A 23,224-nucleotide genomic window follows, 5' to 3' on the forward strand; every position below is an offset into this window, starting at 1 on the left:
ATATAATTATGAATCTAAAAGAAAGCTTTGAATACTTGATATTAAGAGATATACAGGCATTATCATTCAATGATCAAATGCTATATCTACAGCAACATTTTAATTCTATTTGTTTTTCAACAAGCTTTAGTTATGAAGATCAGGTGATCACTCATATGTTAAAAGACTTTAAGGATGTAGCCTTTTTTACTCTTGATACAGGGCGTTTATTTGAACAGACATATGATACTTGGAATTTAACCATAGCTAAGTATGGTCTTAAAATTACAAGTTATTTTCCTGAGAGTACATCAGTTGAAGAGTTTGTGAATACCAATGGACCAGATAGTTTTTATAAATCTGTAGAACTGCGTAAAGAGTGTTGTTTCATTAGAAAGGTTTTACCCTTAAAAAGAGCCTTAGATCAAAAGCAGATTTGGATAACAGGTTTAAGAGCAGAACATTCAATCAATAGACAAAATATGAGCCCATTTGAGTGGGATGAGCAAAATCAAATTATCAAGTTTCATCCTTTACTACTTTGGACAACGCAGCAGGTTATTTCTTTTGTAGAAGAAAACCAAATTCCTTACAACCCTTTACACAAGCAAGGCTATATCAGTATAGGTTGTAGTCCGTGTACAAGAGCAATTAAGCCAACAGAAGACTTTAGAGCTGGTAGATGGTGGTGGGAAGATGCTTCTAAAAAGGAGTGTGGATTACATTTAAAAACAGAATAATTATTATTAACTGACATGATACAAAACAATTATTTAGAAACTTTAGAGCAAGAGGCAATCTATATACTTAGAGAAACAGCTGCTCAATTTGAGAAACCAGCTTTGCTTTTCTCAGGAGGAAAAGACTCTATCGTTCTTGTTCACTTGGCACTAAAGGCCTTTAGACCAGGGAAGTTCCCGTTTCCATTAGTACATATTGATACAGGGCATAATTTCCCTGAAGCAATAGAATTTAGAGATAAATTGGTTGAAGAAATTCAAGAAAAGCTTATCGTATCAAATGTAGAGGATAGTATTAAGAAGTATAACTTAAAAGAAACGCAAGGGAGATTTGCCTCTAGAAACTCTTTACAGGCCTATACTTTATTAGATACTATTCAAGAACACGAGTTTGATGCTTGTATAGGAGGAGCAAGAAGAGATGAAGAGAAGGCAAGGGCTAAGGAGAGAATATTTTCTTTAAGAAGTGATTTCGGACAGTGGGACCCAAAACTTCAACGTCCTGAGCTATGGGATATTGTCAACGGAAATATGCAAGCAGGTCATAACACAAGGGTATTTCCTATTAGCAACTGGACTGAATTAGATATCTGGAATTATATCAAAGCTAACAATATAGAGTTACCAGGACTATATTTTTCACATCAAAGAGAGTGTATACAATATAACGATAAACTAATTGCTGTGTCTGATTTCACAACTGCATTAAACCACGAGCAAGTAGTAACTACCTCGGTGCGTTATCGTACAGTAGGAGATATGACCTGTACGGCAGCGATTGCTTCTAAAGCAGAGACAGTAGATGATATTATTGAAGATATCAAAAACTCTAGAATAAGTGAAAGAGGTCAAACCAGGCTTGATGATCTGTTGTCAGAATCAGCGATGGAAGATCGAAAAAAGAAAGGATATTTTTAATTGTAGTAAATAAAAAGAAATGCAAACATTAAAGTTTATAACAGCGGGGAATGTTGATGATGGTAAGAGTACTTTAATAGGTAGACTATTATATGACTCTAATAGTATATCAACAGATCACCTTGGCGTATTGGCAAGTAAAAGTGAGATAGGAGAGGATACAATAGATCTAGCATTAATTACAGATGGCTTAAGAGCAGAGCGCGAACAAGGAATCACAATTGATGTTGCTTATAAGTATTTTTCTACTGCGAGTAGAAAATTTATTATAGCCGATTCTCCAGGGCACCAACAGTATACTAAAAATATGATAACGGCTGCTTCTGTTTCTGATTTGATAATAATCCTTATTGATATTAGAAAGGGAATTACTGAGCAAACAAAACGACATGCTTCTATTGCCTCTTTAATGGGCATTAAGAAAGTGATTGTAGCTGTCAATAAAATTGATTTGGTTCAGTATAGTCAAGAGCAATATGAATTAGTTAAAACTGAATTTGACATATTAAAACAACAGCTAGACTTTACAGAGGTTTTATATATTCCAATAAGTGCACTTGAGGGTGATAATATTGTAAATCATTCTATTTTAACACCTTGGTATAAAGGAAAGACATTGCTAGGTATTCTAGAAACAATTCAGATCGAAACTCAGCTTAGAAATGTATCTCGTTTTCAGGTACAATTAATTATTAGGCCTCAAACAAAAGAGTATTTAGACTATAGAGGATACGCTGGACTTGTTTTAAGTGGTCAATATAAAGTAGGTGATAGAGTTAGAGTACTTCCTAGTGATATATCAGCTACTATTATCAAATTAGAAAAGAATCTACAAGAAGTCAATCAGGTTGTCACAGGCGATAATATAGTGATGCATTTTGATTCAGATATTGATATAAGTAGGGGAGACACCATTTATCTTGAAGATCAGAAATCTCCTGAGATTTCAAATAAGCTAACCTCGTGGATAAGCTGGCTTGATACGGAAGACCTTCACCTAGGAAAAACCTATATATTGAAGCATCGTTTTCATAGTGTAAGAGTTAAAATCAAATCCATTGATCGAAAATGGGATATTAATAAGTTAGAATTTCATCAAGGAGATAAAGTTAGCCTGAATGATATTGCTCAGGTTAGTCTACAGACAAGTCAGAGTTTAAATTATGACCCTTTTATTGAAAATTCTAAAACAGGAAATGCCATATTAGTTGATGAAACGTCTTACAACACTGTTGGGGCTTTAATGTTTTTATAAATTCCTTTTATAGTATGAGGGATTATATATACAATAAAACTATTAAAAATAAAGTACCTAATAAGCAGAAGCTAGAAAGCTGGCTGGATCAGTTTTACAATTGGATGTTTACTAACTATAACTATGATTGTTTTGCTGATTTTTTAAATACTGAAAAGGCCTTAAAAAGCGAATTAGAAAATATTATATCAACTGTTGTCTCAAAAGAAAAAGCAAAGTATAAAACTGTTCTTTTTTTTAATAGTATAGATTCTTTATATAATTTATTGGAGTCTGATTTACAAAAGTATAATGATAGTAATCTAATTATTCAGTTTAAGTCAGAAGTATTGTCTTGTTATCCTGGTTTTTTGGCTGTTTTTATATATCGAATATCACATATTTTGGTAGAATTAAATATTCCAATGCTACCAAGAATAGCGTCTTTATATGCTTATCGTTTAACAGGTATAGATATAGATCCTCATGCTAAAATAGGAAGTCAATTTATTATTTTTCACGGACTAGGGGTAGTTATAGGCAGTACAACAATTATTGGTAATAATGTAAAGATTTACCAAGGAGTAATTCTAGGAGAGTCTCAAACCAATTTAAAACAGACACAAAAAAGGCACCCAACTATTGAGGATGATGTTATTATTTGTGCTAATGCATCTGTTTTAGGAGGGAAAACAAGAATAGGAAGACAGTCAATAATAGGACATAATGTTGTGATAACAAGTTCAATTAAAGAGAAGTCTATTGTAGAATTAACTTCTAGCTATAGTATTAGAATAAAAGATGAATTAACCAAATGAACAATTTTAAACCAAAATAATATAAAAATGAAAGTAGAAAGTATTTTAGAAACCATTGGAAATACGCCTGTACTAAAGTTAAATAGGTATTTTTCAGACCAAGATAATGTATGGATAAAACTAGAAAAAGCAAATCCAGGAGGGAGTATTAAAGATCGCATTGCATTGGCAATGATAGAGGATGCCGAGGCTAAAGGTTTATTAAAACCCGGAGGAGTAATTATTGAACCAACCTCAGGTAATACAGGTATTGGTCTTGCCTTAGTTGGAGCTGTTAAAGGATATAAGGTGATTGTTGTAATGCCTGAATCTATGAGCGTTGAAAGAAGAAAATTAATGCAAATCTATGGCGCTAACTTTGAGTTAACCCCAAAAGAAAAAGGAATGAAAGGGGCTATAGAAAAAGCAGAGGAACTAGTAAAACAGATTCCTAATGCTTGGTCGGCTAGACAGTTTAATAATCCAGTGAATGTAGATATTCATGCTAGAAGTACTGCTTTAGAAATTATTAAGGATTTTCCACAAGGATTAGATTATTTAGTTACAGGAGTGGGAACAGGAGGACATATAACAGGAGTCTCTAAGGTTTTAAAGCAAAAATTTCCTAATCTTAAGGTAATAGCTGTCGAACCTGATGCTTCGGCTGTACTTAGCCTTGAAGCATCAGGACCTCACGCTATCCAAGGTATTGGAGCAGGATTTATTCCAGAAATTCTAGACACTACATTATTGGATGGTATAATTAAAATCTCTAAACAAGAAGCTTTTGTGGGGGCTAAAAACCTTGCTTTGCAAGAAGGGCTTCTAGTAGGAATATCAACAGGAGCCTCTGTAGCAGCAGTGGCAAAATTATTGCCAAGTATAGATAAAGCAGCTAGAGTACTTACGTTTAACTATGATAGTGGTGAGCGCTACTTATCTATAGAAGACTTGTTTTAATACCAAGGATTATGAATAGTACAAAAGTAATTTTAGCCGGAGCAGGCCCTGGAGATCCAGAGTTAATTAGTCTTAAGGCACTACGTTATTTAAAATCCGCAGATGTGATTTTAATTGATCGCTTAGTTTCACCTGAATTAATAGAATTATATGCTAGCAAAACAGCTAGGGTAGTTTATGTTGGTAAACAGTGCTCTAAAGGAATACACACTCCACAAGAGCAAATAAATGACCTTATGGTTAGTTATGCTCAATTAGGATTAAAGGTGCTTAGATTAAAAGGAGGAGATGTCTCAATATTTTCTAACATATTAGATGAGTTAACTGTTTTAAAAAAGCATAATATCAATTATGAGATTATACCTGGTATATCAGCAGCTTTAGGAGCTGCAGCTTATAGTGGTATTCCACTTACTGCTAGAGGATATAGCCGAGCTGTTCGATTTTTAACTCTATGCGATACAGAGAATATTACTAAGGGTACTTGGCAAGATTTAGCACAAACCCAAGATACTTTGGTTTTTTACATGAGTGGACAAAAGTTAAAATACTTGGTAAATTCTCTAATCAATAATGGAATTGCAGCTGATAAAGGCATTGCTGTGATTCAACAAGCAAGTACAATATATCAGAGAACTACAGTCTATAGCTTTAAAGATTTACAACAACAGCAGCTTATTGAATTTGAGTATGTACCTACTTTGTTTATAGTAGGAAAAGTAGTTGAGCTGCACAATAAGTTCTCTTGGAAACAGGAGATTAAAACCCGAGAGATTCATTCTTATTTTGACAATCATATAAAAGAGTTTCAGCATGCAATTTGATCAAAAAATAACCAACCTTAAAAAACAGGTCGAGCATTATTCTCGTGAAGAATTAATCTGGTTTAATGGATATCTTTCAGGACTATTAGAACAAAACCAGATACAATCAAGTAACCAAGAGACTTTAATTGATATTACTGAGATTAAACCTATTATTTTATATGGTAGTGAAACAGGCAATAGTAAAAAACTAGCATTTGAATTTTTAAAATTATGCAAGCTAAACAAAATTCAAGCAAGAAGTTTTGATCTAGCGACTTATAAAGTAGAGGATTTAAGTAAGGAGAATTTTATTGTATTTATATGTAGCACACAAGGTGAGGGAGAACCACCTTTATCTGCTCAGAGTTTCTTTGAAAAATTATCTAAAGTAACACTTGATTTAAGCCAAGTTAGGTATTGTGTACTAGCGATTGGTGATAGCTCTTATCCGTTTTATTGTAAAGCAGGAGAACAATTAGATGCCTTACTGAAAAAGCAAGGATCTACACCAGTTATTGCTTTGCAAAAATTAGACGTTGACTATAAAGATCATACTAAGGTTTGGTTTGATACTGTTTTGGAGGCCCTTAGAAATAACACAATAAATAGTCCAAGAATAGGCACTAGTACTGTTTTACAAACAAATTCAAAAGTCGTCTATCAAGCAGTTGTTAATCACAAGGTACTTTTAAATGATAGAGAATCTAATAAGAAGACTTATCACCTAGAGCTTAGTTGCGATCAATATATTGATTATCAACCTGGCGATGCCATAGGAGTTTATTCTGTTAATGATAAAACAAGTATGCTAAAGATTGCTCAGATCTTAGGAGCCAAGAGTAGATTTGAGGAGTTAAAGGATTTGTGTATTACAGGATTAACCAAGACAGTAATCACGCAACTATCAGTTTGTTTAAAGATAGAAATCTCTCAAAACAGAATAGATCTTTTGGACTTATTGGAACGATACGACTTACAGGCTTCGATTGATTTTGATACAGTCAAAAGCTTATTACAACCAATATCGCCAAGACTTTATTCTGTATCTTCTTCACCTCTTGCTCATGATAATCAAGTTCATCTAACAGTAGCTTTAGATCAGTTTGAAACTGAAAAAGAAAAGAAAACAGGATTGTGTTCTAACTATCTCTCTAGTTTTGAGATTGGACAGCAGATTAGTTTTTATGTTCATAACAATAGTGAATTTTATTTGCCAGAGCAGGATAAAGATGTCATAATGATTGGTCCGGGCACAGGTATAGCTCCTTTTAGAGCCTTTTTAGAACATCGTGATGCTAGTGGTAGCCAAGCCAGAAATTGGTTGTTTTTTGGGGAGCAATATTTTGTTTGTGATTTCTATTATCAAACAGAGATACAACAGTGGTTAGAAAGTGGAGTTTTAACTAGGTTAGATACTGCATTTTCCAGGGATCAAAAACACAAAGTATATGTACAGGATAGATTAAAACAAAATCAAGAAGAGTTGTGGGCTTGGATACAGGCAGGTGCTATAATTTATGTCTGTGGTCAGAAATCTCCAATGAGTGAAGATATAGACTCGACACTTATTGAAATTATTATGAATAACCAAAAGAGTTCTTTAGAGGTAGCTAAAGCGTATTTAGAACAGATGTTCCTAGATGGACAGTATAAAAAAGATGTGTATTAATAAGTAGATTATGAATCAAGATAAACTTTCTCCCATAGAGGGAATTAAACAAAAAAGTGATGGTTTACGTGGTACTCTTTCTCAGAGTCTGCACGATAACCATACTGGTAATGTACGACCTGATGATGAGGCTTTAATTAAGTTTCATGGGATGTATGTACAGGATGATCGGGATAGAAGACAAGAAAGAGCTGAAAAGAAGTTAGATAAGCTTTACTCCTTTATGATTCGTCTTCGCATACCAGGTGGTGTAATCTCTAGTAAACAATGGCTAGCAATTCACGAGATATCTGAACTTTATGGAACAGGTGTTTTAAAGATTACAACCAGACAAACCATTCAGCTTCATGGATTATTAAAACATCAATTAAGTGATACGATCCAAGGATTTTTACTTGCAAAGTTAGATGCTATTGCAGCTTGTGGGGATGTTAATCGAAATGTTATTTGTAGTTCACATCCACAGGTATCTGCTGTTTTTGAACAGATTCATAACTATGCCGATAAGATATCTAAGATGCTTTTGCCTAAGACGCAGTCTTACTATGAGGTGTGGATTGATAATCAGAAGGTTTATGATAGATCAGTTGAGTCGGACCCACTTTATCAAGATAAATATCTTCCTAGGAAATTTAAGATAGCTATTGCTATTCCTCCTACCAATGATGTGGATGTATTTGCCAATGATATAGGTTTAATTGCCATAGTTGAAGATGAAAAATTAATAGGATTTAATATAGCTATTGGTGGAGGCCTATCAACAACCCATGGTAATGAGCATACTTATTCAAGACTTGCTACTATTATAGGTTTTTCGGATAATGAGCAAGATATTATGAAACTTATCTATGAAGTACTTACAATACAAAGAGATTATGGCAATCGCGCTGATAGAAAGTTAGCTCGTTTAAAATATACTATTGATAGATTAGGAGTGGAGAGTTTTGTGACAGAACTAGAAAAAAGAGCTCAAGTAAAACTACAAGTTCCTAGAGCATATGAATTTACTGAGCGCAATGATAGATATGGTTGGCAACAAGCCCATGATAAAAAATGGTATTATACGCTATTTGTTGAAAATGGAGTAGTAGCTACGTATCAGAAGGAGTTTTTACACGACTTATCTAAGTTATGTGTTTCGGACTTTAAGTTTACTTGTAACCAAAACCTAATTTTGGGTGAAATCGATCAAGAGGACAAATGGTTAGTAGAAAGACTGATCACAAAGTACAAGATAGAGTTGCAAAACAGCAAGTTAAGAGAGAGTTCTATGTCATGTGTAGCTATGCCTACTTGTCCATTAGCCTTAGCAGAGGCACAGCGATATTTACCTGAATTAGTTACAAAAATAGAGCCGCTATTAGAAAAACACCACTTGACTGACCAAGAGATAAGTATCCGTATGACAGGATGCCCTAATGGCTGTGGTCGTTCATACTTAGCAGAAATAGGTTTTGTAGGTACTGCCTCACAGGAATATAATTTAATGCTAGGAGGTGATCGTTATGGCACAAGATTAAATAAATTATATAAATCAAAACTAAAAGAACAAGATATCTTAACAGAATTAGATAGCTTATTTAACCTTTACAAGAAAGAGGCAATAGACAAAGAAACTTTTGGGGATTTTACCCATAGAAAGTTTTTTGTCTGATTAAACTAAAGAAGATACAACCAATCTAAACACTACAAAATTATATATTATGCAAAGCTGTTGCTGTCCTATTATTTCTAGACTCTTTTAAAGTCTATGTAAAACTACCAAAGACTATGGTGGTTTAAGTATTCTAAAACTTTACGCAAGCTAATTAAAGGTTTATTCTCAAGATAGACCTAGGGTGACTATTGTCTTTGTTTTAAAGTTTTAGTTTAGTAAATGAGTATTAAATATTTATAATATAGTATATTATGAAAAACACATTGTTTCCAATATTTTTAAAAACAAATACCTTTCACTTTTTAATTGTTGGTGGAGGAAATGTTGGATTAGAGAAAACTAGAACACTTTTAAAACAAAACGAGCTTACTAAAATCACTGTTGTTTCCAATGAATTTAAATCGGAATTCTATAATTTAGAAAGTGCTTATTCTCATTTAGAATTAAAACAAAGAAGCTTTTTGGTAGAAGACTTAAACTATACTGATCTAGTTGTGATTGCTACAAACGATCCAATATTAAATCAAGAAATAAAGACTTTAGCTAATAGTAAAAAACTATTGGTAAATGCAGCAGACCAGCCCGAGTTGTGTGATTTTTACTTGGGATCTATTGTTACAAAAGGAGAGCTTAAAATTGCTATTTCTACCAATGGTAAGTCTCCTGTTTTAGCACGTCGATTAAGAGAGTATCTAGAACAAGAAATGCCTGATAGCATTGGAGAGAGTATCGCTAATTTAAATGCATACCGCAATACTCATAAAGGAAACTTACGACAAAAATTAGATAGTTTAAACAAAGTCACTTCTGTTATTGTAGAGAGAGATCATCAAAAAAAACAATTGCTCACCAAGGTGTTTCGCCTAACTAGTATAGTTCTAATTTTCTTGTTAGGATATACCTTCTCTAATTATGTCACAATAAATGATATAAAAATTGGACTAGGGTCTATGCCATCAGAATTTTACTATGTTTTAGCTGTTGGTTTTTTTGCCCAACTAGTTGATGGGGCTTTAGGATTAGGTTATGGTATGACTTCTGCTTCAGCTATGATGGCTATGGGACTTAGTTTGCCAACTATCTCTGGAAGTATTCACACGGCTGAGATGTTTTCTAGTGCGGTCTCAGGGTACACACATTACAGATTTAAAAACGTCAATAAAAAGTTATTGCTTTGGCTGAGTATTCCAGGGGTTATAGGAGCAATATTAGGCTCGTTATTTGTGATTTACATAGGTAGTGAGTATGAGTATATCGCCTATCCTTTTGTAGCCTTATATCTTATGATTATAGCCATTAGACTTATTAGTTTGGCTTTGCGCAACTCAGTTATTAGAAAGAAAGTCAAATATGTTGGGTTATTAGGTTTTTCTGGAGGCTTTTTCGATGCCTTTGGAGGAGGAGGTTGGGGCCCTATAGTTACCTCAACACTTTTAACCAAGGGAAGACAAACCAAATATGTAGTAGGAACAGTGTCATTAGCCGAGTTCTTTGTGACTTTTGCCGCATCAATGGTCTTTTTCTCAAAGTTAGGTTTTGGCTATTGGTATATATTTCTTGGATTAGCTCTTGGTGGGGTTCTTGCAGCTCCTTTAGGCGCCAGGTTAGCAGGGCGTTTACCTAAACGTATTGCATACATTCTTGTAGGATTATTAGTATTTATAGCTAGCCTTAGAATTGTATTTAAGTTTCTTTAAAATAACCGAATTTATATTCAATAGAGACCTGATAACTATAGTTATCAGGTCTCTATTAGTTTTAATAAACACCTAAAAATCAGTGTATATAAAATCGTAAAGTATTAATATTTTGTAAAATTATATTGCACACAATATAATTTATCTAACTTTGCATAACAGTTTAATTACAGAAGTATGAAAGATTCATTAGAACTTGAAAATCAGGTTTGTTTTCCTATATATGCTCTTGCTAAAGAGATTATTAGTCAATATCGTCCTTATTTGGAAGCCCTTGATATTACGTATCCCCAATATTTAGTGCTTATGGTATTGTGGAAAGAGAAAGAACAAACAGTAGGGCAGTTGGGAGAGAAAGTCTTTTTAGATAGTGGAACGTTAACACCACTATTAAAGAGAATGGAACAAAAACAGATGGTAGTTAGAACAAGGAGCCTAGAGGATGAACGTGTTGTGAAATTATCTTTAACAGCAAAGGGGATTTCTTTAAAAGAAAAAGCCAAAGATATCCCACAGCGATTAATGGAATCTATGCAAGTAACAGAACAAGAAATTATAGAGTTAAAAAATATAGTAACCAAAATATTAAATAAGCAAAAATGAAAGAATTATATCAAATAGGGGCTACAGCTACCGGAGGTAGAAATGGCCATGTAAAAAGTGACAATGGAATTTTAGATTTGCAAGTTCGCATGCCAAAAGCATTGGGAGGAAGCAGCGATGATTATACTAACCCAGAAATGCTTTTTGCCGCAGGTTACTCAGCTTGCTTTGACAGTGCACTTAATTTAGTGATTAAACAAAATAAAATTACAACAGAAGAAACATCAGTTACAGCTAAAGTAACAATAGGGCAATTAGAAGATGGAGGATTTGGTCTTACCGCTGAGTTGCACGCCAACATACCAGGAGTCACTCTAGAGCAAGCTCAAAAACTTATTGAAAGTGCTCATCAAATTTGTCCATATTCTAATGCAACGCGTGGGAATATGCAAGTGAAGCTAACAGTTTCAAATAACTAATCTATGTTATTTATAGTATCAACTGTTCTAACTTGTTTAGTCATAATAGAGCATCTTTACATTGTTTGGATGGAGATGTTTGCTTGGGAAACAGCAGGTAAAAAGACCTTTGGTAAATCACTAGCACCGGATTTATTTAAACCAACAAAAGCCTTAGCAGCTAATCAAGGATTATACAATGGTTTTTTGGTTATTGGCTTACTATGGTCATTTTTAATAGAAGATTCGATGTGGAGTGTAGACATTAGATTGTTCTTTTTAGGTTGTGTTGGTATGGCTGGAATATTTGGAGGAATAACTGCCTCTAAAAAGATATTTTTTATTCAGGGAGTTCCTGCACTTTTAGCCATTGTATTTTTAATAATTTCAAAATAAGAAGATTATGTCATTAATAGAGAATTTAAATTGGAGACATGCAGTAAAAGCATATGATCCAACAAAAAAAGTAAGTGAAGAAAATATAGATACAATTATTGAAGCGGCAAGACTTGCTCCAACTTCTTCTGGACTTCAGCCCTTTAAGGTTATTATTGTCAGAGATCAGGGTATAAAAGAAAAATTAGCTCAGGGAGCTTTAAATCCAGAGTGTATGAGAGACTGTTCTCATGTATTAATCTTTGCAGCTTGGGATACTTATACAACAGAGAGAATTGATACAATATATGATTTTACCACAGATCAAAGAGGACTGCCAAGAGGAAGATTTGAGAGTTATACAAACAAATTAAAAGAAATTTACTTAAATCAGTCAAGTGATTTAAACTTTGCTCATGCGGCTCGTCAAACTTATATCGCTTTAGGTTTAGCTTTAGCTCAGGCAGCTGAATTAAGAGTAGATTCTACACCAGCAGAAGGCTTTAGTAACCAAATTGTAGATAATGTCTTAGATCTACACAAACATGGTTTAAAAAGCGTTTCCCTAATGTATGTAGGGTATGCTGATAAGGCAAATGATTGGATTGCTCCAATGAAAAAAGTTAGAGTGCCTAAAGAAGAATTTACAATGGAATTCTAAAAAAGGAATAAACTAGATAAAAACAGGCAATGGATTTAAAATAGTCTATTGCCTGTTTTTAGTAATGTTTAATGTGATTTTAGCTTTTAGATTTAGTTAGATGCAACTCAATAAATCCATTGTGCTCCTTATGAGTTACAATTTCAAACTGTGTACTTAAATTTCTTTGCATTCCTAGAATGTCACTACCTCCAATAAACAAGGGATTGATATTGAAATAAAGATCAGTCACGAGTTCTTTCTCTATAAAGGCGTTAAAGGTAGCAGTTCCACCACCAATAGCTAATTCTGTAAATCCTTTTGTAACCATATAGGTTATCACTTCTTCAGGACTATTAACAAAGGTGTAACCTCTTATTGGGTGATGTGTATTATTAGAGAGTACAATTATTTCTATTCCTTTAAAAAGGTCTTTAACCTCTTGAGGAGAATTTTGAAAGCTTTCAAAGGTGTTGAAACCTATTACTAAATTTCCAATTTGATGTGCTAAATCAAGATAGAAAATTAAGGCTTCTTTAGGTAGTTGATACGTTGGGTTGTTTGATACTAATACCTTACCATTGATTGAAATGTTTGCGATTAAGGATACTTTCATTTTATTGTTTTTTAGAATTTCAACAAATCTATGACGTGCTTATTCTATATTTGCTATTACTTACCTCAAGGATAGTAATTAATACAATGGCAATAACAAACAACGATAAAGTATCCAAGGAAACAATTTTGGCACTAAGAGATGCTATTGAATTACTTAGTGGAAAGTGGAAGTTTTGTATTCTTAATAATCTACGTACTAATGGAGTAATGAGATTTAAAGATTTGCAAGAACACGCTAAGGGAATTTCTCCTAAGGTATTATCTAGAGAGCTGCAGGAGTTGGAAGATAATCTATTAATTATTAGAACGGTTAATTCTACCAAACCAATTACAGTATCTTATAGTCTTACTGAGCACGCTTTAGAGAGTTATCCCGTTTTAGAATCTTTAATAGAATTTGGCCAAAAGCATAGAAATAAAATTAAAGATAAATAGTGTAAGCTATATGATTAATTACACTCTGGACAAATACCAGATATAGTAAAATTAACAGACTTTATTTTATAGTTTTTAGGCAATATAAATGAAGGTTCTACTTCTGTAAGACAAGTAGTATTTAGGCATCGTTCACAGGTAAAGTGAATGTGGTTATGGTTGTGCTTTTCTATTGTACAATGCTGACAAATAGCATATTTTATTGTGCCTTCTACAGTCGCTATTTTATGAATAATCCCCTGTTCAGTTAGGCGATCAAGTACTCTATAGATAGTTACTCTATCACAGATTCCATTTAATGTAGCAAGTATCTCTGCATGTGATAAAGCAACTTCTGAATTTTCAATCAGTTTTACTATTTCAGTTTTAGCCTGTGTATTTCTAGTTTGTTTCATGATGTAAAATAATATTGCAACATTGTTGCAATTACAAATTTAATCATTATTATTGCAATAATGTTGCATTAAATAAAATTAATCCATGACATATAAAGATCAATATGATGTAATTATTGTTGGAGGAAGTTACGCTGGACTTTCTGCAGCAATGGCACTAGGACGTTTATTAAAATCTGTTTTAATCATTGATAGTGGTTTGCCATGTAATAGACAAACACCACACTCGCATAACTTTATTACCCAAGATGGGCAAACGCCTCTTGCAATAGCTAATAAAGCAAAAGAGCAGGTTTTAGCCTATCAAACTGTATCATTTTACCAAGGATTAGTCGTATCAGGTAAAGAGATAGCAACTGGCTTTGAAATTAAAACAGATTCAAATGATATTTTTAAAAGTAAGAAGTTAATCTTTGCTACAGGAGTTAAAGATATTATGCCTGATATTAAGGGAATAGGGGCTTGTTGGGGTATATCAGTTATTCATTGTCCCTTTTGTCATGGATATGAATTTAAAGATAAGAAAACGGCTATTTTGGCTAATTCAGACAAGGCAGTTCATGTAGCTTCTTTAGTTAGTAATTTAACCAATGATACTACCATATTAACTAATGGAGCAAAAGAGTTTACTTTAGAACAACAAGCTAAATTAGAACGAAATAATATTTCAGTGATTGAAAGCCCAATTACAGAAGTTAAACACAAAAAGGGGTATCTTGAATCAGTTGTTTTTAATGATAACTCCAAATTAGATTTGCAAGCTATGTACGCAGCTGTAGCTTTTGAGCAGCATTGTATGATACCAAAACAGTTGGGGTGTGAGCTAACAGAGACAGGTTATATTAAGATTGATGCTTTTCAAAAAACAAGTATAGATGGCATATATGCTTGTGGTGATAATACCAACATGTTTCGATCAGTATCAGCTGCAGTAGCAAGTGGATCTCTGGCTGGGGCTATGGTTGTCAAAGAACTTACTGATGAGCTATTTTAATAAACAAAAACCGTAACTTGTCTGTTACGGTTTTTATATTTCTATTAGTTAGTAAGAGATTTAAAAGTATCGTTTTTGCATTGTACTCATCACTTTTTCAATACCTTCTTCTTTAAGCCAATCATATTCTTTAGTGGCTAGATCACCAGCTGTATAGTGAAGTTGGTCTTTATCTTCTATAACCGTTTGATAGATTACAGCAGCAATATCTTCAGGCACGTCACGTGTAGCACTTGAATCTTGTTTCATTGCTGTTAAGTACTGATTAAATAGCGTTTCATAATCTGGATGTGAAGCGATTTGAGCATTGCTTCCAAAGCTAGTTTGCATATAAGCAGGAACAATGGTTTTAATTTTAATTCCAAATTGACTTAACTCGTAACTCATTCCTTCCGTCCAATTTTGTAAAGCTGATTTTGTTGCAGCATAAACCGAAACAAAAGGGTAGGAGATGTTTGCTGTTGAAGAAGTAACAGTTAGGATAGTTCCTTGTTTACGAGCTCTGAAATAAGGCAAAAATGCCTTTGTAACAAGTAAAGTACCTAAGAAGTTAGTATTTATTTGTTGAGATAACTGATTATCTGTTATTCCTTCAAAAGGACCAATTAATCCATAAGCGGCATTATTAAGTAACACATCAATAGGGGCTATTTCTTCTGCTTTTTTTGCTGCATCTATAATCTGAGAAGGATTAGTAAGATCTAGTTTTAATAAATGAACATTTGGTAATTGATTTAGTTCTGTTTCTTTTTCAGGCTGACGCATTGTAGCAATTACTCTCCATCCTTTACTTGCAAATAATTTAGCTGTTTCTTTTCCTAAACCAGAAGAGGCTCCTGTTATTAAAATTGTTTGTATCATTTTTTAAGTTGTTTTTAAATTACTTTACAAAGATTAAGAGATAAAAAAACAACTGATTTACCATATGGTAAAAAGAAACGAAACTATATTTTTTTTCGAATTCTACTTAAAGATTGCTGAGTAACACCAAGATATGAAGCAATGTAAGAAAGGGGAATACGATTAACAAGTGTTGGGTATTTCTGTAAAAATTCTAAGTATCGAGTGGTTGCATCTTGAGCAATAAGTGGACTAACTCGCTTTAGTTTTTCAACAAGAGCCTGTCTATTAATTTCTTGAATTATATGCTCTAAACGTGGAATTTCTAAAAGAATTTCATTCCAGTCTTTATTTGAAAACAAAAGTAATTTACAATCTGTAATGGCTTGTATATTTTCTGTAGAAATATTTTCTTTTAGGTTTGAAATTAAGTGATTTTCTTCTAAGAATATTTTAGTTATTTCTTGTCCTTTATCGTTGTAGTAATATATTCTAAAGATACCATCTAAAATAAAACCTACCTGTTTTAAGATTTTTCCAGATTCAATAAAATGGTGGTTTTTATTTAATTGATATTCAATTGCCTTTCTTTGAATTAAAGCAATGTTTTCTAAGGTTAGTGGGTCAAATTGACATAAAAATTCGGTAAACTTTTCCATTAGAGTAAAGTTAATAATTCCTGGCAAATATTAGATAATGTAGGGAAGATCTTTTAAAAGAATAAAGTAAAAATAAATCACCCCAATAAATTGTATAAAGATGCTTATTGGGGTGAAAGGGTTTGTTGTTAAACTAAATTATATTATATGGGGACTAAGTAAAGCGTATGATAATTAAAGAATTTGGTGCTCAATATCTATGACAATCTTACCATAGAAGTCTTTATCTATAGATCTTGTTTCAAGTAAATCATGTGCTTTACCCATGTCTTCTAAAGAAAACACCTTAGTTACAATAGGTTTTAGTTTACCTTGTTCCACAAGTTTGGTTAACTCATCTAGTTTGTTTCTATTTTGTCTAGTAAATACAAAGTGATAAGTTGCATTTTTGCCCCAAGCTTCAATAAGATTTTGAGGCTGAGAAATATCAACTAGGGTAACTACTTGTCCAAGTTGACTTAAGACTTTTCCACTATCAGTAAGTGTAGTTCCACCAATGGTATCAATAATAACATCAACTCCTTTATTATTGGTTAACTCATTAATGCGATCAATATAGTTTTCTTTAGTGTAATCAATTACGTAGTCAGCTCCTAACTCATGTAAGAATTCATGATGTACTTCTCTAGCTGTTGTAAAGACTGTCGCTCCCATAGCTTTAGCTATTTGAATAGTTGGTATTCCAACCCCGCCAGCTCCTCCGTGAATTAAGATTGTTTGATTGATTTTAAGCTGAACTCTAGTTACAAGCATTTCCCATGCAGTACCTGCAGCTAAAGGTAGTGTAGCAGCCTGTAAATGGCTAATGTTTTTTGGTTTTAAAGCAATAATAGACTCATGAGCACAGTGGTATTGGGCGTAACTTCCAGGACCATTGAAAATCTCAGGAGAATAATATACCTGATCTCCAACTTTAAAATTTTCAACTCCCTGACCAAGTTCTACGATTACCCCAGAGACATCGTGTCCAGTGATAACAGGTAGAGGTAATTCATTTTTATAATCTCCACGACGTACTTGATAATCTAAGGGATTAATTGAGGTTGCAAGTACTTTAACTAGTACTTCTTTAAATTTAGGTTTTGTTATCGGTACTTCTTTTATTATAAAGTTTGTAACGGGTCCAAATTCTTCTAATATAGCTGCTTTCATTCTATATGGTTTTATGTTAGTAAATTAATTTGACAGGGTATTTAAAAATTCAAGGATTTCTAATCCAATTTCATTTGTGTGAGTCTCTAAAGCGAAGTGACCAGTATCATAGAATTTTAGGGTAGCCTTAGTTAAATCCTTTTTATAAGCCTTGGCTCCTTCAGGTAAGAAATAGGGATCTTTATCTCCCCAGACTAGTAAGGTTTTTGGCTGATAAGTTCTAAAGTACTCTTGGAATTTTGGATAAAGCGCTACGTTTGTTTTATAGTCTTTAACAAGATCTAATTGAATTTCGATATTACCTGGTCTATCTAAGAACTTTTGATCTAAAGTGTAGGCCTCAGGAGCAATTAAAGATGGATCTTTTACTCCTTGGTGATATTGAAACCAGATTGCTTCTTTAGCAACAAAACCATAAAGTGCTTTTCGGTTAGCATCAGAAGGATCTCGCCAATAGCGCTGTATTGGATCCCATTCTTCGCTTAATCCTTCCTCATAGGCATTTCCATTTTGCGAGATAATTCCTGTTATTTTCTCAGGGTTATTCACAGCTAATCGAAACCCAACAGGAGCACCATAATCAAATACATACAAAGCAAATTGTTTTAGTTGTACTTGCTCTATAAAAGATTGCATGACCTTAGCAAGATGATCAAAAGTATAGTCAAATACTTTGTGATCTGGAGCATCAGAAAAACCAAAACCTGGTAAGTCAGGCGCTATAATGTGGTATTGTTTACTTAAAATTGGAATTAAGTTTCTAAACATATGTGAGGATGTAGGATATCCATGTAAAAGTAGAAGAGTAAGTTTATCAGGATTTCCTGCTTCCCTATAAAAGATATTTAATCCCTGAACTTTGATAAAACGATAATGAACAGAATGATTTTCCATGATTTGATTTTTTGAAATTAAATTTGATTGAGCGTAAGTTTCTTGATTACTAGAAACACCAAAGGTTAATAATGTGGCTACTAGTAATCTTGTTATTGTTTTTTTCATCGTGTTATTTTGTTTGTCAAAAATATGTCGGATATTTGATTACTAAAAACGATTAATTATGATTGTATAAATCATAAAAAGTGATTTATAAATGAATACAAACGACTTAAAAATATTTGAAGCTGTAGCGGAGAGTGGTAGCTTTACTAAGGCTGCTGAACTAATGTTTACTGTTCAATCTAATGTAACGGCTAGAATTAAAAGCCTAGAAGAGGAGTTTGATACCAAACTGTTTTCAAGAACCTCGCGAAGAGTTGACTTAACAGAAGAAGGGAAGATATTAATGCGTTATGCCAAAGAGGTTCAGCACTTGGTTGAAGAGGCTAAAAATGAGATTAAAAGCAGTGATATTGTAACAGGACATTTAGCCATTGGATGTATGGAGACCACTATGGCTTTAAAAGCACCTGAGATACTACTTTCTTTTGCACAGAAATATCCAAATATTGATTTAGAGTTTAAATCAGAGGATAGGGATGTACTTATCTCTGATGTTTTAAATTATAAACTCGATGCTGCTTTTGTATCAGCACCACTTAATACTAGTGGACTTGAGAAAATTAAGATCAAAGACGAACAGCTTGTTATTTTAGCCTCTTCAAAACAACCAAGCTTAAATAAATTAGTTACAGAAGAACCTTTAAAGAGTATTGTATTTGATAACGGTTGTATTTTCAGAGAGCGTTTAGAGTCTTGGTTTACACACAAAGGTGTTCATAATTATAAGAGTATTGAACTCAACTCTATAGAAGGGATTATAAACTTTGTAGAGGCAGGACTAGGTATTAGTTTACTTCCTGAGGAGATTATATCTCAGTACTATCAAAATAGAAATATATGTACTTATCCAATTAACAAACAGTTAGGTACTATGACTACTTTACTAGTTTATAGAAAAGATAAAACTCCTTCTAAAGCTCTTCAAAGTTTTATTGATATGTATAAACAAGACTTAACACTATAAAAAAGCAGATGCTATAATTCCATAGCATCTGCTTATAAGTATTATTTTACAACTGTAGCCTCAAGCTCTACTGTTAGATTTTCAAATAATCTTTTTACCTCAAGTACTGTTGTTGCTTGCTCGATTTTGTGTTTAACAAGCCACTCTTGTAAAATAGGAAAGTGTTGTATAAGCTCAGTGGTAGAAGTAGTATAGATATTTAATCTAACAATGCCTTCAAGGGAGTAATTTGCTGTTTTAATTACCTCTTCTAAGTTTTTAATAGAGAGTAGAAGCTGAGTTTTCATATCAGCATTACTTGAAACTCCATTAGCGTCAATGGCTACTTGACCAGAGCAGTATAGTGTACTTTGAGCATTTTTGACTTCTATTGCTTGAGCGTAGTTGCGCTGAGATTGCCACTGCCAAGGATTAATAGCTGTTTTTATCATTTTGCTTTCTTATTTTAACTTATATAGCAAATTTGCTATTAAACGCTTAAATCAGCAGTTGAGCTATATCACAAATAAAAAGTGAGGTAGATCACTTTAAATCTAATCGGCTTAGTGTTTCTCTAGAAACTCCAAGATAAGCAGCTAATAGAGATTTTGGAACGCGCTGCATAATACCAGGAAAGCGTTTTTGAAGTTCAAAGAACCGCTCTGTAGTATTTTTTTTCATCATGGATAAAATACGCTGCTGCCCTGCAATAAATCCCTTGTGCGTTTTATCTAAAAAGAATTCATTTATCACAGGAAGTTCTTTTCTTAGTCTATTATATCCTTCTAAATCCAAAGCATAGACCTGTGTATCTTCAATACATTCTAAACTCATGCTTGCTAGAGATTGGCTGTAGAATGCTTTTAGATCCGTTTCCCACCAACCTTCCATTGCAAAGTCTACAATATGCTCTTTAGCATTATCATCCGTATAAACAAGTTTTAAAAGACCTGTATCAATAAAGAACAGATAAGGTACAGGTTCTCCTTCTTGAATTAAAAATTGATGTTTTTTATATTTTTTAAAAGTAAAACTAGATAAGATAAAATCGAACTCCTTTTCTGTTAAGGAAACTACTTGCTCTATTTGTGTCTTAAGAGTATTATTCATGTGATTTACTTTTGTTAAAGATTGTAAAGTAAAGTTACATAAGTATATTATTATAGTTGTTCTAAATGTTTACTAATCAAATCAGCAGTTTGTTTGGGATGAGAAATAAGCCCTCCATGACCTGCACCTTGAATAGTCTGTAATTCTATTGAATTAACTTTCTGTTTTATTGTTTTTGCAACAGCTGGATATACTAAGATAGAATCTGACCCTGTAATAAGTGTTATTTCACCACTAAATTGATTAAGGTTTTCTGGTTTTATATTTAACCTTTCAGGATCATTAGCTTGATCAAGCCAAGTAGTGTAACTAGCTGTCATTGTATTTCTGGCTCTTTGATCAAAAATAGAATACCAACTACCTTTTCCAAAGGCTACTTTTTCAATAAAATTAAAGGTTCCCTGTTCAATGTATCCTTGTTCAAGTAAAGTTTTACTTTTTTGCATTTCACTCTGTACCTCTGATAGAATTTGTTTGTATTGAGTTTGTCCTTTAAGCATTCCAAAAATAGGAGGTTCATATAAAACAATACTCTTAACTCTATTAGCGTGATTATTGGCTAGTTCAATTGTGATATTTGCTCCATAAGAATGTCCTATAAAATGAGCTTTCTTAATTTGTAAAGCATCGAGTAGAGAGACGGCGTCTTGGACATCCATTGAAATTGTACCTTGTTCTTTATCTAAAGAAGAAGCACTATGTCCTCTTCTATCATATAAAATGACGGGATTAGTAGCTGTTTTTATTAACTCTTCTACCGTTGGTAACCACGAATTATGATCATCCCATGAACCGTGTATAAACACAATAGGCGTACCTTGCCCTTTTTTATAGCGTATAGCTAAATCAATATCACCAGTATTGATAAGATAAAGTGGAGTATTTTCAATTGTAAAATATTCTCTATTTGTTTGAGCAAATAATTCGAATGAAAATAATTGAATTAGAAAAAAGAGTAGAAGTCCAAATTTTTTATACGAAGAATAATCCATGATTTTATATTATAATTATTAAGACTAAATTTAAGTAAAATAAATGAAGATAAAAAAACGAATTATAGCTTACTATAACCGGTTTTTAGTTAACTAATTTATATCGTCTTGATGTATAACCTCTGTAATTCATCAGGGGTAAAAATCTTTAGAATCTAACTGCTGTATTAGCTTGCCTTGTTTCATAATACCAATTTTTGTAGAGACTTTAGTAGCGTTGAAAATATCATGGGTAGCCATAAAAATGGTTTTTCCTTCATGGCCAAGTTTACAGATAAGTTCAATAAAATACCTCGGGTTTACTAGTTGGACTTGTAAGAATTAAAAAGAATATATGTATGTCCGTTTGATGTAATAAGAGGGTGTAATGTTGTAATTGTCCCATTAAACTAGATAATACCAATTTTTACAATTACTGTATATTAACTAGTTACTTGTTTACATGATCAGTTCCTTTAACCTATAAATTATCAGTGTGACACTAAACGGAGATACATTAAAGAATAAAACTAATTCGGGTATTTTAAAAAGTCTATTATCTTTATTAGCACAATATATATTTATTTTTACACTTTTAGTTATTTTACACTTGTTGTGGCTTTATCCATTGGAGAGTTTAATAGGTTGTTTTAATATATTAGTAGGTTTTATTATCTATAAGAGAAAGGATGATAGATCTTTATCTATTAGTTCAACTTCTGATGTTACTAACTAATTACTTTTTAAAACTGTAGTTTCCATAATATTAAATTTTAAAATTAATTATAGAGCAAGCACAGGTAAGACTCAAACGAGCGCAAAAGCAACGCAATAAAGCGAAGGCACAGTCAAGCGTTTATGGGGGGGATTTTTTTCCTAGCGAACCGCGAGGCATTACCTAGCTTAGTGAGGTAATTGATAAAAAATTAAAACACACCGATTAAGATGTGTTTTAATAAATTTAAACTGTAAGGATTGAACGCTTGGTTAAAAGGTTAATTGCATGAATTCATCTGTAGTTAGTTTTTGACCAAAGTGATGTACTATTTCATTTAGAAAGTACTCTTGTTGTGTTTGATTAAACGCTGAAGTAGCATTTGAAATGACGATAGTATTATATCCTTTTTCATGTGCATCTCTAAAGGTGCTTTCAATACATACATGGGTTGCATATCCCACAAGATATATGTTATCTATTTTATTATTTCTCAGGTAGACATCTAAATTTGATCCTGTGAATCCACTTGCTCCCGTACGTCCACTTACTATAAACTCCTGTGAGATAGGTTTAACCGTTTCAAAAAATGTAGATCCAAATTCATTTTCTTGAAATGTACCTGCGTTTGGAATAGCTTTTCTAAGGCCTGCTTTGGCATTACCCATTTCTGGATAATCTTTTTTAAAACGAAGGCCTACGTGAATAACTTCTATTTTGACCTCTCGGGCGTATTTAAGTACTTTTTCAATATTAGTTATAGAGTTATGCATCATCTGAGTATCTTCAATTAATATCTTATTGAGTTTTCCATCAGGATGCATCCATTCATTTTGTGTTTCAATTAGAATTAGAGCAGACCTCGAATTGGTTTGAGCGGAAATAGTGTTCATAAATAATAGGTTAAAAATTATTAA

Annotated in this window: 26 protein-coding genes; 16 read left to right on the plus strand and 10 right to left on the minus strand. The window is 32.8% G+C overall.

Annotated features, from left to right (window positions below):
- Nucleotides 1-8: 8 nt before the first annotated feature.
- From LNQ81_RS14185 to LNQ81_RS14245, 13 genes are all read left to right on the plus strand, one after another.
- A complete protein-coding gene (locus LNQ81_RS14185) occupies nucleotides 9-719 on the plus strand; it encodes a phosphoadenylyl-sulfate reductase (protein WP_229947836.1) in 711 nt (236 codons plus the stop codon).
- Between the two features lie 15 nt (nucleotides 720-734).
- Nucleotides 735-1,637, plus strand: coding sequence for a sulfate adenylyltransferase subunit CysD (cysD, locus tag LNQ81_RS14190; protein ID WP_229947837.1), 903 nt, complete (start codon nucleotides 735-737; stop codon nucleotides 1,635-1,637).
- A 19-nt stretch (nucleotides 1,638-1,656) separates the two neighbouring features.
- Nucleotides 1,657-2,892, plus strand: a complete 1,236-nt coding sequence (locus LNQ81_RS14195) for a sulfate adenylyltransferase subunit 1 (protein ID WP_229947839.1) — start codon at nucleotides 1,657-1,659, stop codon at nucleotides 2,890-2,892.
- Nucleotides 2,893-2,906: 14 nt separating this feature from the next.
- A complete protein-coding gene (locus LNQ81_RS14200) occupies nucleotides 2,907-3,689 on the plus strand; it encodes a serine O-acetyltransferase (RefSeq protein ID WP_229947840.1) in 783 nt (260 codons plus the stop codon).
- Nucleotides 3,690-3,716: 27 nt separating this feature from the next.
- The gene (gene cysK / locus LNQ81_RS14205) at nucleotides 3,717-4,628 is read left to right on the plus strand and encodes a cysteine synthase A (protein WP_229947842.1); all 912 of its coding nucleotides are present in this window, start codon (nucleotides 3,717-3,719) and stop codon (nucleotides 4,626-4,628) included.
- Nucleotides 4,629-4,639: 11 nt separating this feature from the next.
- A complete protein-coding gene (gene cobA, locus LNQ81_RS14210; protein ID WP_229947843.1) occupies nucleotides 4,640-5,452 on the plus strand; it encodes a uroporphyrinogen-III C-methyltransferase in 813 nt (270 codons plus the stop codon).
- Nucleotides 5,442-7,103 carry a diflavin oxidoreductase gene (locus LNQ81_RS14215; RefSeq protein ID WP_229947844.1) on the plus strand — a complete coding sequence of 554 codons (1,662 nt, stop codon included), beginning with the start codon at nucleotides 5,442-5,444 and terminating at the stop codon, nucleotides 7,101-7,103. The genes cobA and LNQ81_RS14215 overlap by 11 nt, the downstream gene beginning before the upstream one ends.
- A gap of 10 nt (nucleotides 7,104-7,113) precedes the next feature.
- Nucleotides 7,114-8,757, plus strand: a complete 1,644-nt coding sequence (locus tag LNQ81_RS14220) for an NADPH-dependent assimilatory sulfite reductase hemoprotein subunit (RefSeq protein WP_229947846.1) — start codon at nucleotides 7,114-7,116, stop codon at nucleotides 8,755-8,757.
- A gap of 254 nt (nucleotides 8,758-9,011) precedes the next feature.
- Nucleotides 9,012-10,457 carry a TSUP family transporter gene (locus LNQ81_RS14225; protein ID WP_229947847.1) on the plus strand — a complete coding sequence of 482 codons (1,446 nt, stop codon included), beginning with the start codon at nucleotides 9,012-9,014 and terminating at the stop codon, nucleotides 10,455-10,457.
- A 177-nt stretch (nucleotides 10,458-10,634) separates the two neighbouring features.
- Nucleotides 10,635-11,060, plus strand: a complete 426-nt coding sequence (locus LNQ81_RS14230) for a MarR family winged helix-turn-helix transcriptional regulator (RefSeq protein WP_229947852.1) — start codon at nucleotides 10,635-10,637, stop codon at nucleotides 11,058-11,060.
- Complete coding sequence (locus tag LNQ81_RS14235; protein ID WP_229947853.1) at nucleotides 11,057-11,479, plus strand: organic hydroperoxide resistance protein; 423 nt, start codon at nucleotides 11,057-11,059, stop codon at nucleotides 11,477-11,479. Before LNQ81_RS14230 ends, LNQ81_RS14235 begins: the two co-directional genes overlap by 4 nt.
- Before the next feature lie 3 nt (nucleotides 11,480-11,482).
- Nucleotides 11,483-11,854 carry a DUF1304 domain-containing protein gene (locus LNQ81_RS14240; protein ID WP_229947855.1) on the plus strand — a complete coding sequence of 124 codons (372 nt, stop codon included), beginning with the start codon at nucleotides 11,483-11,485 and terminating at the stop codon, nucleotides 11,852-11,854.
- A gap of 7 nt (nucleotides 11,855-11,861) precedes the next feature.
- Nucleotides 11,862-12,494: a nitroreductase family protein gene (locus tag LNQ81_RS14245; RefSeq protein ID WP_229947857.1), complete on the plus strand. Its 633-nt coding sequence runs from the start codon at nucleotides 11,862-11,864 to the stop codon at nucleotides 12,492-12,494.
- 79 nt (nucleotides 12,495-12,573) lie between these two features.
- On the opposite strand, the gene LNQ81_RS14250 is transcribed toward LNQ81_RS14245, so the two are convergent.
- A complete protein-coding gene (locus tag LNQ81_RS14250; protein WP_229947858.1) occupies nucleotides 12,574-13,089 on the minus strand; it encodes a dihydrofolate reductase family protein in 516 nt (171 codons plus the stop codon).
- Nucleotides 13,090-13,175: 86 nt separating this feature from the next.
- On the opposite strand from LNQ81_RS14250, the gene LNQ81_RS14255 reads away from it, so the two are divergent.
- A complete protein-coding gene (locus LNQ81_RS14255) occupies nucleotides 13,176-13,526 on the plus strand; it encodes a winged helix-turn-helix transcriptional regulator (RefSeq protein WP_229947860.1) in 351 nt (116 codons plus the stop codon).
- A gap of 14 nt (nucleotides 13,527-13,540) precedes the next feature.
- Here the strand turns inward: LNQ81_RS14255 and LNQ81_RS14260 are convergent, their stop codons facing one another.
- The gene (locus tag LNQ81_RS14260; protein ID WP_229947862.1) at nucleotides 13,541-13,921 is read right to left on the minus strand and encodes a Fur family transcriptional regulator; all 381 of its coding nucleotides are present in this window, start codon (nucleotides 13,919-13,921) and stop codon (nucleotides 13,541-13,543) included.
- Nucleotides 13,922-14,006: 85 nt separating this feature from the next.
- On the opposite strand from LNQ81_RS14260, the gene LNQ81_RS14265 reads away from it, so the two are divergent.
- Complete coding sequence (locus LNQ81_RS14265; protein ID WP_229947863.1) at nucleotides 14,007-14,915, plus strand: NAD(P)/FAD-dependent oxidoreductase; 909 nt, start codon at nucleotides 14,007-14,009, stop codon at nucleotides 14,913-14,915.
- Nucleotides 14,916-14,975: 60 nt separating this feature from the next.
- Here LNQ81_RS14265 and LNQ81_RS14270 read toward each other — a convergent pair whose 3' ends face one another.
- From LNQ81_RS14270 to LNQ81_RS14285, 4 genes are all read right to left on the minus strand, one after another.
- Nucleotides 14,976-15,776 carry an SDR family oxidoreductase gene (locus LNQ81_RS14270; RefSeq protein WP_229947866.1) on the minus strand — a complete coding sequence of 267 codons (801 nt, stop codon included), beginning with the start codon at nucleotides 15,774-15,776 and terminating at the stop codon, nucleotides 14,976-14,978.
- A gap of 83 nt (nucleotides 15,777-15,859) precedes the next feature.
- The gene (locus tag LNQ81_RS14275; protein WP_229947867.1) at nucleotides 15,860-16,414 is read right to left on the minus strand and encodes a Crp/Fnr family transcriptional regulator; all 555 of its coding nucleotides are present in this window, start codon (nucleotides 16,412-16,414) and stop codon (nucleotides 15,860-15,862) included.
- A gap of 174 nt (nucleotides 16,415-16,588) precedes the next feature.
- The gene (locus LNQ81_RS14280; RefSeq protein WP_229947868.1) at nucleotides 16,589-17,566 is read right to left on the minus strand and encodes a zinc-dependent alcohol dehydrogenase family protein; all 978 of its coding nucleotides are present in this window, start codon (nucleotides 17,564-17,566) and stop codon (nucleotides 16,589-16,591) included.
- Nucleotides 17,567-17,590: 24 nt separating this feature from the next.
- Nucleotides 17,591-18,568 carry an alpha/beta fold hydrolase gene (locus LNQ81_RS14285; protein ID WP_229947871.1) on the minus strand — a complete coding sequence of 326 codons (978 nt, stop codon included), beginning with the start codon at nucleotides 18,566-18,568 and terminating at the stop codon, nucleotides 17,591-17,593.
- 91 nt (nucleotides 18,569-18,659) lie between these two features.
- On the opposite strand from LNQ81_RS14285, the gene LNQ81_RS14290 reads away from it, so the two are divergent.
- Entirely contained in the window at nucleotides 18,660-19,532 is an 873-nt protein-coding gene (locus LNQ81_RS14290; protein ID WP_229947873.1) for a LysR family transcriptional regulator, read from the plus strand.
- Between the two features lie 41 nt (nucleotides 19,533-19,573).
- Here LNQ81_RS14290 and LNQ81_RS14295 read toward each other — a convergent pair whose 3' ends face one another.
- The 4 genes from LNQ81_RS14295 to LNQ81_RS14310 form a co-directional block, all read right to left on the minus strand.
- Entirely contained in the window at nucleotides 19,574-19,963 is a 390-nt protein-coding gene (locus LNQ81_RS14295) for a RidA family protein (protein ID WP_229947874.1), read from the minus strand.
- Between the two features lie 91 nt (nucleotides 19,964-20,054).
- A complete protein-coding gene (locus LNQ81_RS14300) occupies nucleotides 20,055-20,621 on the minus strand; it encodes a Crp/Fnr family transcriptional regulator (protein ID WP_229947876.1) in 567 nt (188 codons plus the stop codon).
- 50 nt (nucleotides 20,622-20,671) lie between these two features.
- Nucleotides 20,672-21,613 (minus strand): alpha/beta fold hydrolase, encoded by a 942-nt coding sequence (locus LNQ81_RS14305; protein ID WP_229947878.1) that lies wholly within the window; start codon nucleotides 21,611-21,613, stop codon nucleotides 20,672-20,674.
- Between the two features lie 966 nt (nucleotides 21,614-22,579).
- On the minus strand, nucleotides 22,580-23,200 hold the full coding sequence (locus LNQ81_RS14310) for a cysteine hydrolase family protein (RefSeq protein WP_229947879.1): 621 nt from the start codon (nucleotides 23,198-23,200) through the stop codon (nucleotides 22,580-22,582).
- Between the last annotated feature and the right edge of the window lie 24 nt (nucleotides 23,201-23,224).

It is taken from the genome of Myroides oncorhynchi (genome assembly GCF_020905415.1).
Classification (GTDB): Bacteria; Bacteroidota; Bacteroidia; order Flavobacteriales; family Flavobacteriaceae; genus Flavobacterium; species Flavobacterium oncorhynchi_A.

Coding starts and splice junctions, on each gene's coding strand:
- LNQ81_RS14225 (WP_229947847.1), top strand. CDS start 9,012: ATGAAAAACACATTGTTTCCAATATTTTTAAAAACAAATACCTTTCAC.
- LNQ81_RS14305 (WP_229947878.1), bottom strand. CDS start 21,613: ATGGATTATTCTTCGTATAAAAAATTTGGACTTCTACTCTTTTTTCTA.
- LNQ81_RS14235 (WP_229947853.1), top strand. CDS start 11,057: ATGAAAGAATTATATCAAATAGGGGCTACAGCTACCGGAGGTAGAAAT.
- LNQ81_RS14275 (WP_229947867.1), bottom strand. CDS start 16,414: ATGGAAAAGTTTACCGAATTTTTATGTCAATTTGACCCACTAACCTTA.
- cysD (WP_229947837.1), top strand. CDS start 735: ATGATACAAAACAATTATTTAGAAACTTTAGAGCAAGAGGCAATCTAT.
- LNQ81_RS14255 (WP_229947860.1), top strand. CDS start 13,176: ATGGCAATAACAAACAACGATAAAGTATCCAAGGAAACAATTTTGGCA.
- LNQ81_RS14265 (WP_229947863.1), top strand. CDS start 14,007: ATGACATATAAAGATCAATATGATGTAATTATTGTTGGAGGAAGTTAC.
- LNQ81_RS14200 (WP_229947840.1), top strand. CDS start 2,907: ATGAGGGATTATATATACAATAAAACTATTAAAAATAAAGTACCTAAT.
- LNQ81_RS14285 (WP_229947871.1), bottom strand. CDS start 18,568: ATGAAAAAAACAATAACAAGATTACTAGTAGCCACATTATTAACCTTT.
- LNQ81_RS14300 (WP_229947876.1), bottom strand. CDS start 20,621: ATGAATAATACTCTTAAGACACAAATAGAGCAAGTAGTTTCCTTAACA.
- LNQ81_RS14290 (WP_229947873.1), top strand. CDS start 18,660: ATGAATACAAACGACTTAAAAATATTTGAAGCTGTAGCGGAGAGTGGT.
- LNQ81_RS14260 (WP_229947862.1), bottom strand. CDS start 13,921: ATGAAACAAACTAGAAATACACAGGCTAAAACTGAAATAGTAAAACTG.
- LNQ81_RS14310 (WP_229947879.1), bottom strand. CDS start 23,200: ATGAACACTATTTCCGCTCAAACCAATTCGAGGTCTGCTCTAATTCTA.
- LNQ81_RS14185 (WP_229947836.1), top strand. CDS start 9: ATGAATCTAAAAGAAAGCTTTGAATACTTGATATTAAGAGATATACAG.
- LNQ81_RS14215 (WP_229947844.1), top strand. CDS start 5,442: ATGCAATTTGATCAAAAAATAACCAACCTTAAAAAACAGGTCGAGCAT.
- LNQ81_RS14230 (WP_229947852.1), top strand. CDS start 10,635: ATGAAAGATTCATTAGAACTTGAAAATCAGGTTTGTTTTCCTATATAT.
- cysK (WP_229947842.1), top strand. CDS start 3,717: ATGAAAGTAGAAAGTATTTTAGAAACCATTGGAAATACGCCTGTACTA.
- cobA (WP_229947843.1), top strand. CDS start 4,640: ATGAATAGTACAAAAGTAATTTTAGCCGGAGCAGGCCCTGGAGATCCA.
- LNQ81_RS14250 (WP_229947858.1), bottom strand. CDS start 13,089: ATGAAAGTATCCTTAATCGCAAACATTTCAATCAATGGTAAGGTATTA.
- LNQ81_RS14240 (WP_229947855.1), top strand. CDS start 11,483: ATGTTATTTATAGTATCAACTGTTCTAACTTGTTTAGTCATAATAGAG.
- LNQ81_RS14280 (WP_229947868.1), bottom strand. CDS start 17,566: ATGAAAGCAGCTATATTAGAAGAATTTGGACCCGTTACAAACTTTATA.
- LNQ81_RS14220 (WP_229947846.1), top strand. CDS start 7,114: ATGAATCAAGATAAACTTTCTCCCATAGAGGGAATTAAACAAAAAAGT.
- LNQ81_RS14245 (WP_229947857.1), top strand. CDS start 11,862: ATGTCATTAATAGAGAATTTAAATTGGAGACATGCAGTAAAAGCATAT.
- LNQ81_RS14195 (WP_229947839.1), top strand. CDS start 1,657: ATGCAAACATTAAAGTTTATAACAGCGGGGAATGTTGATGATGGTAAG.
- LNQ81_RS14295 (WP_229947874.1), bottom strand. CDS start 19,963: ATGATAAAAACAGCTATTAATCCTTGGCAGTGGCAATCTCAGCGCAAC.
- LNQ81_RS14270 (WP_229947866.1), bottom strand. CDS start 15,776: ATGATACAAACAATTTTAATAACAGGAGCCTCTTCTGGTTTAGGAAAA.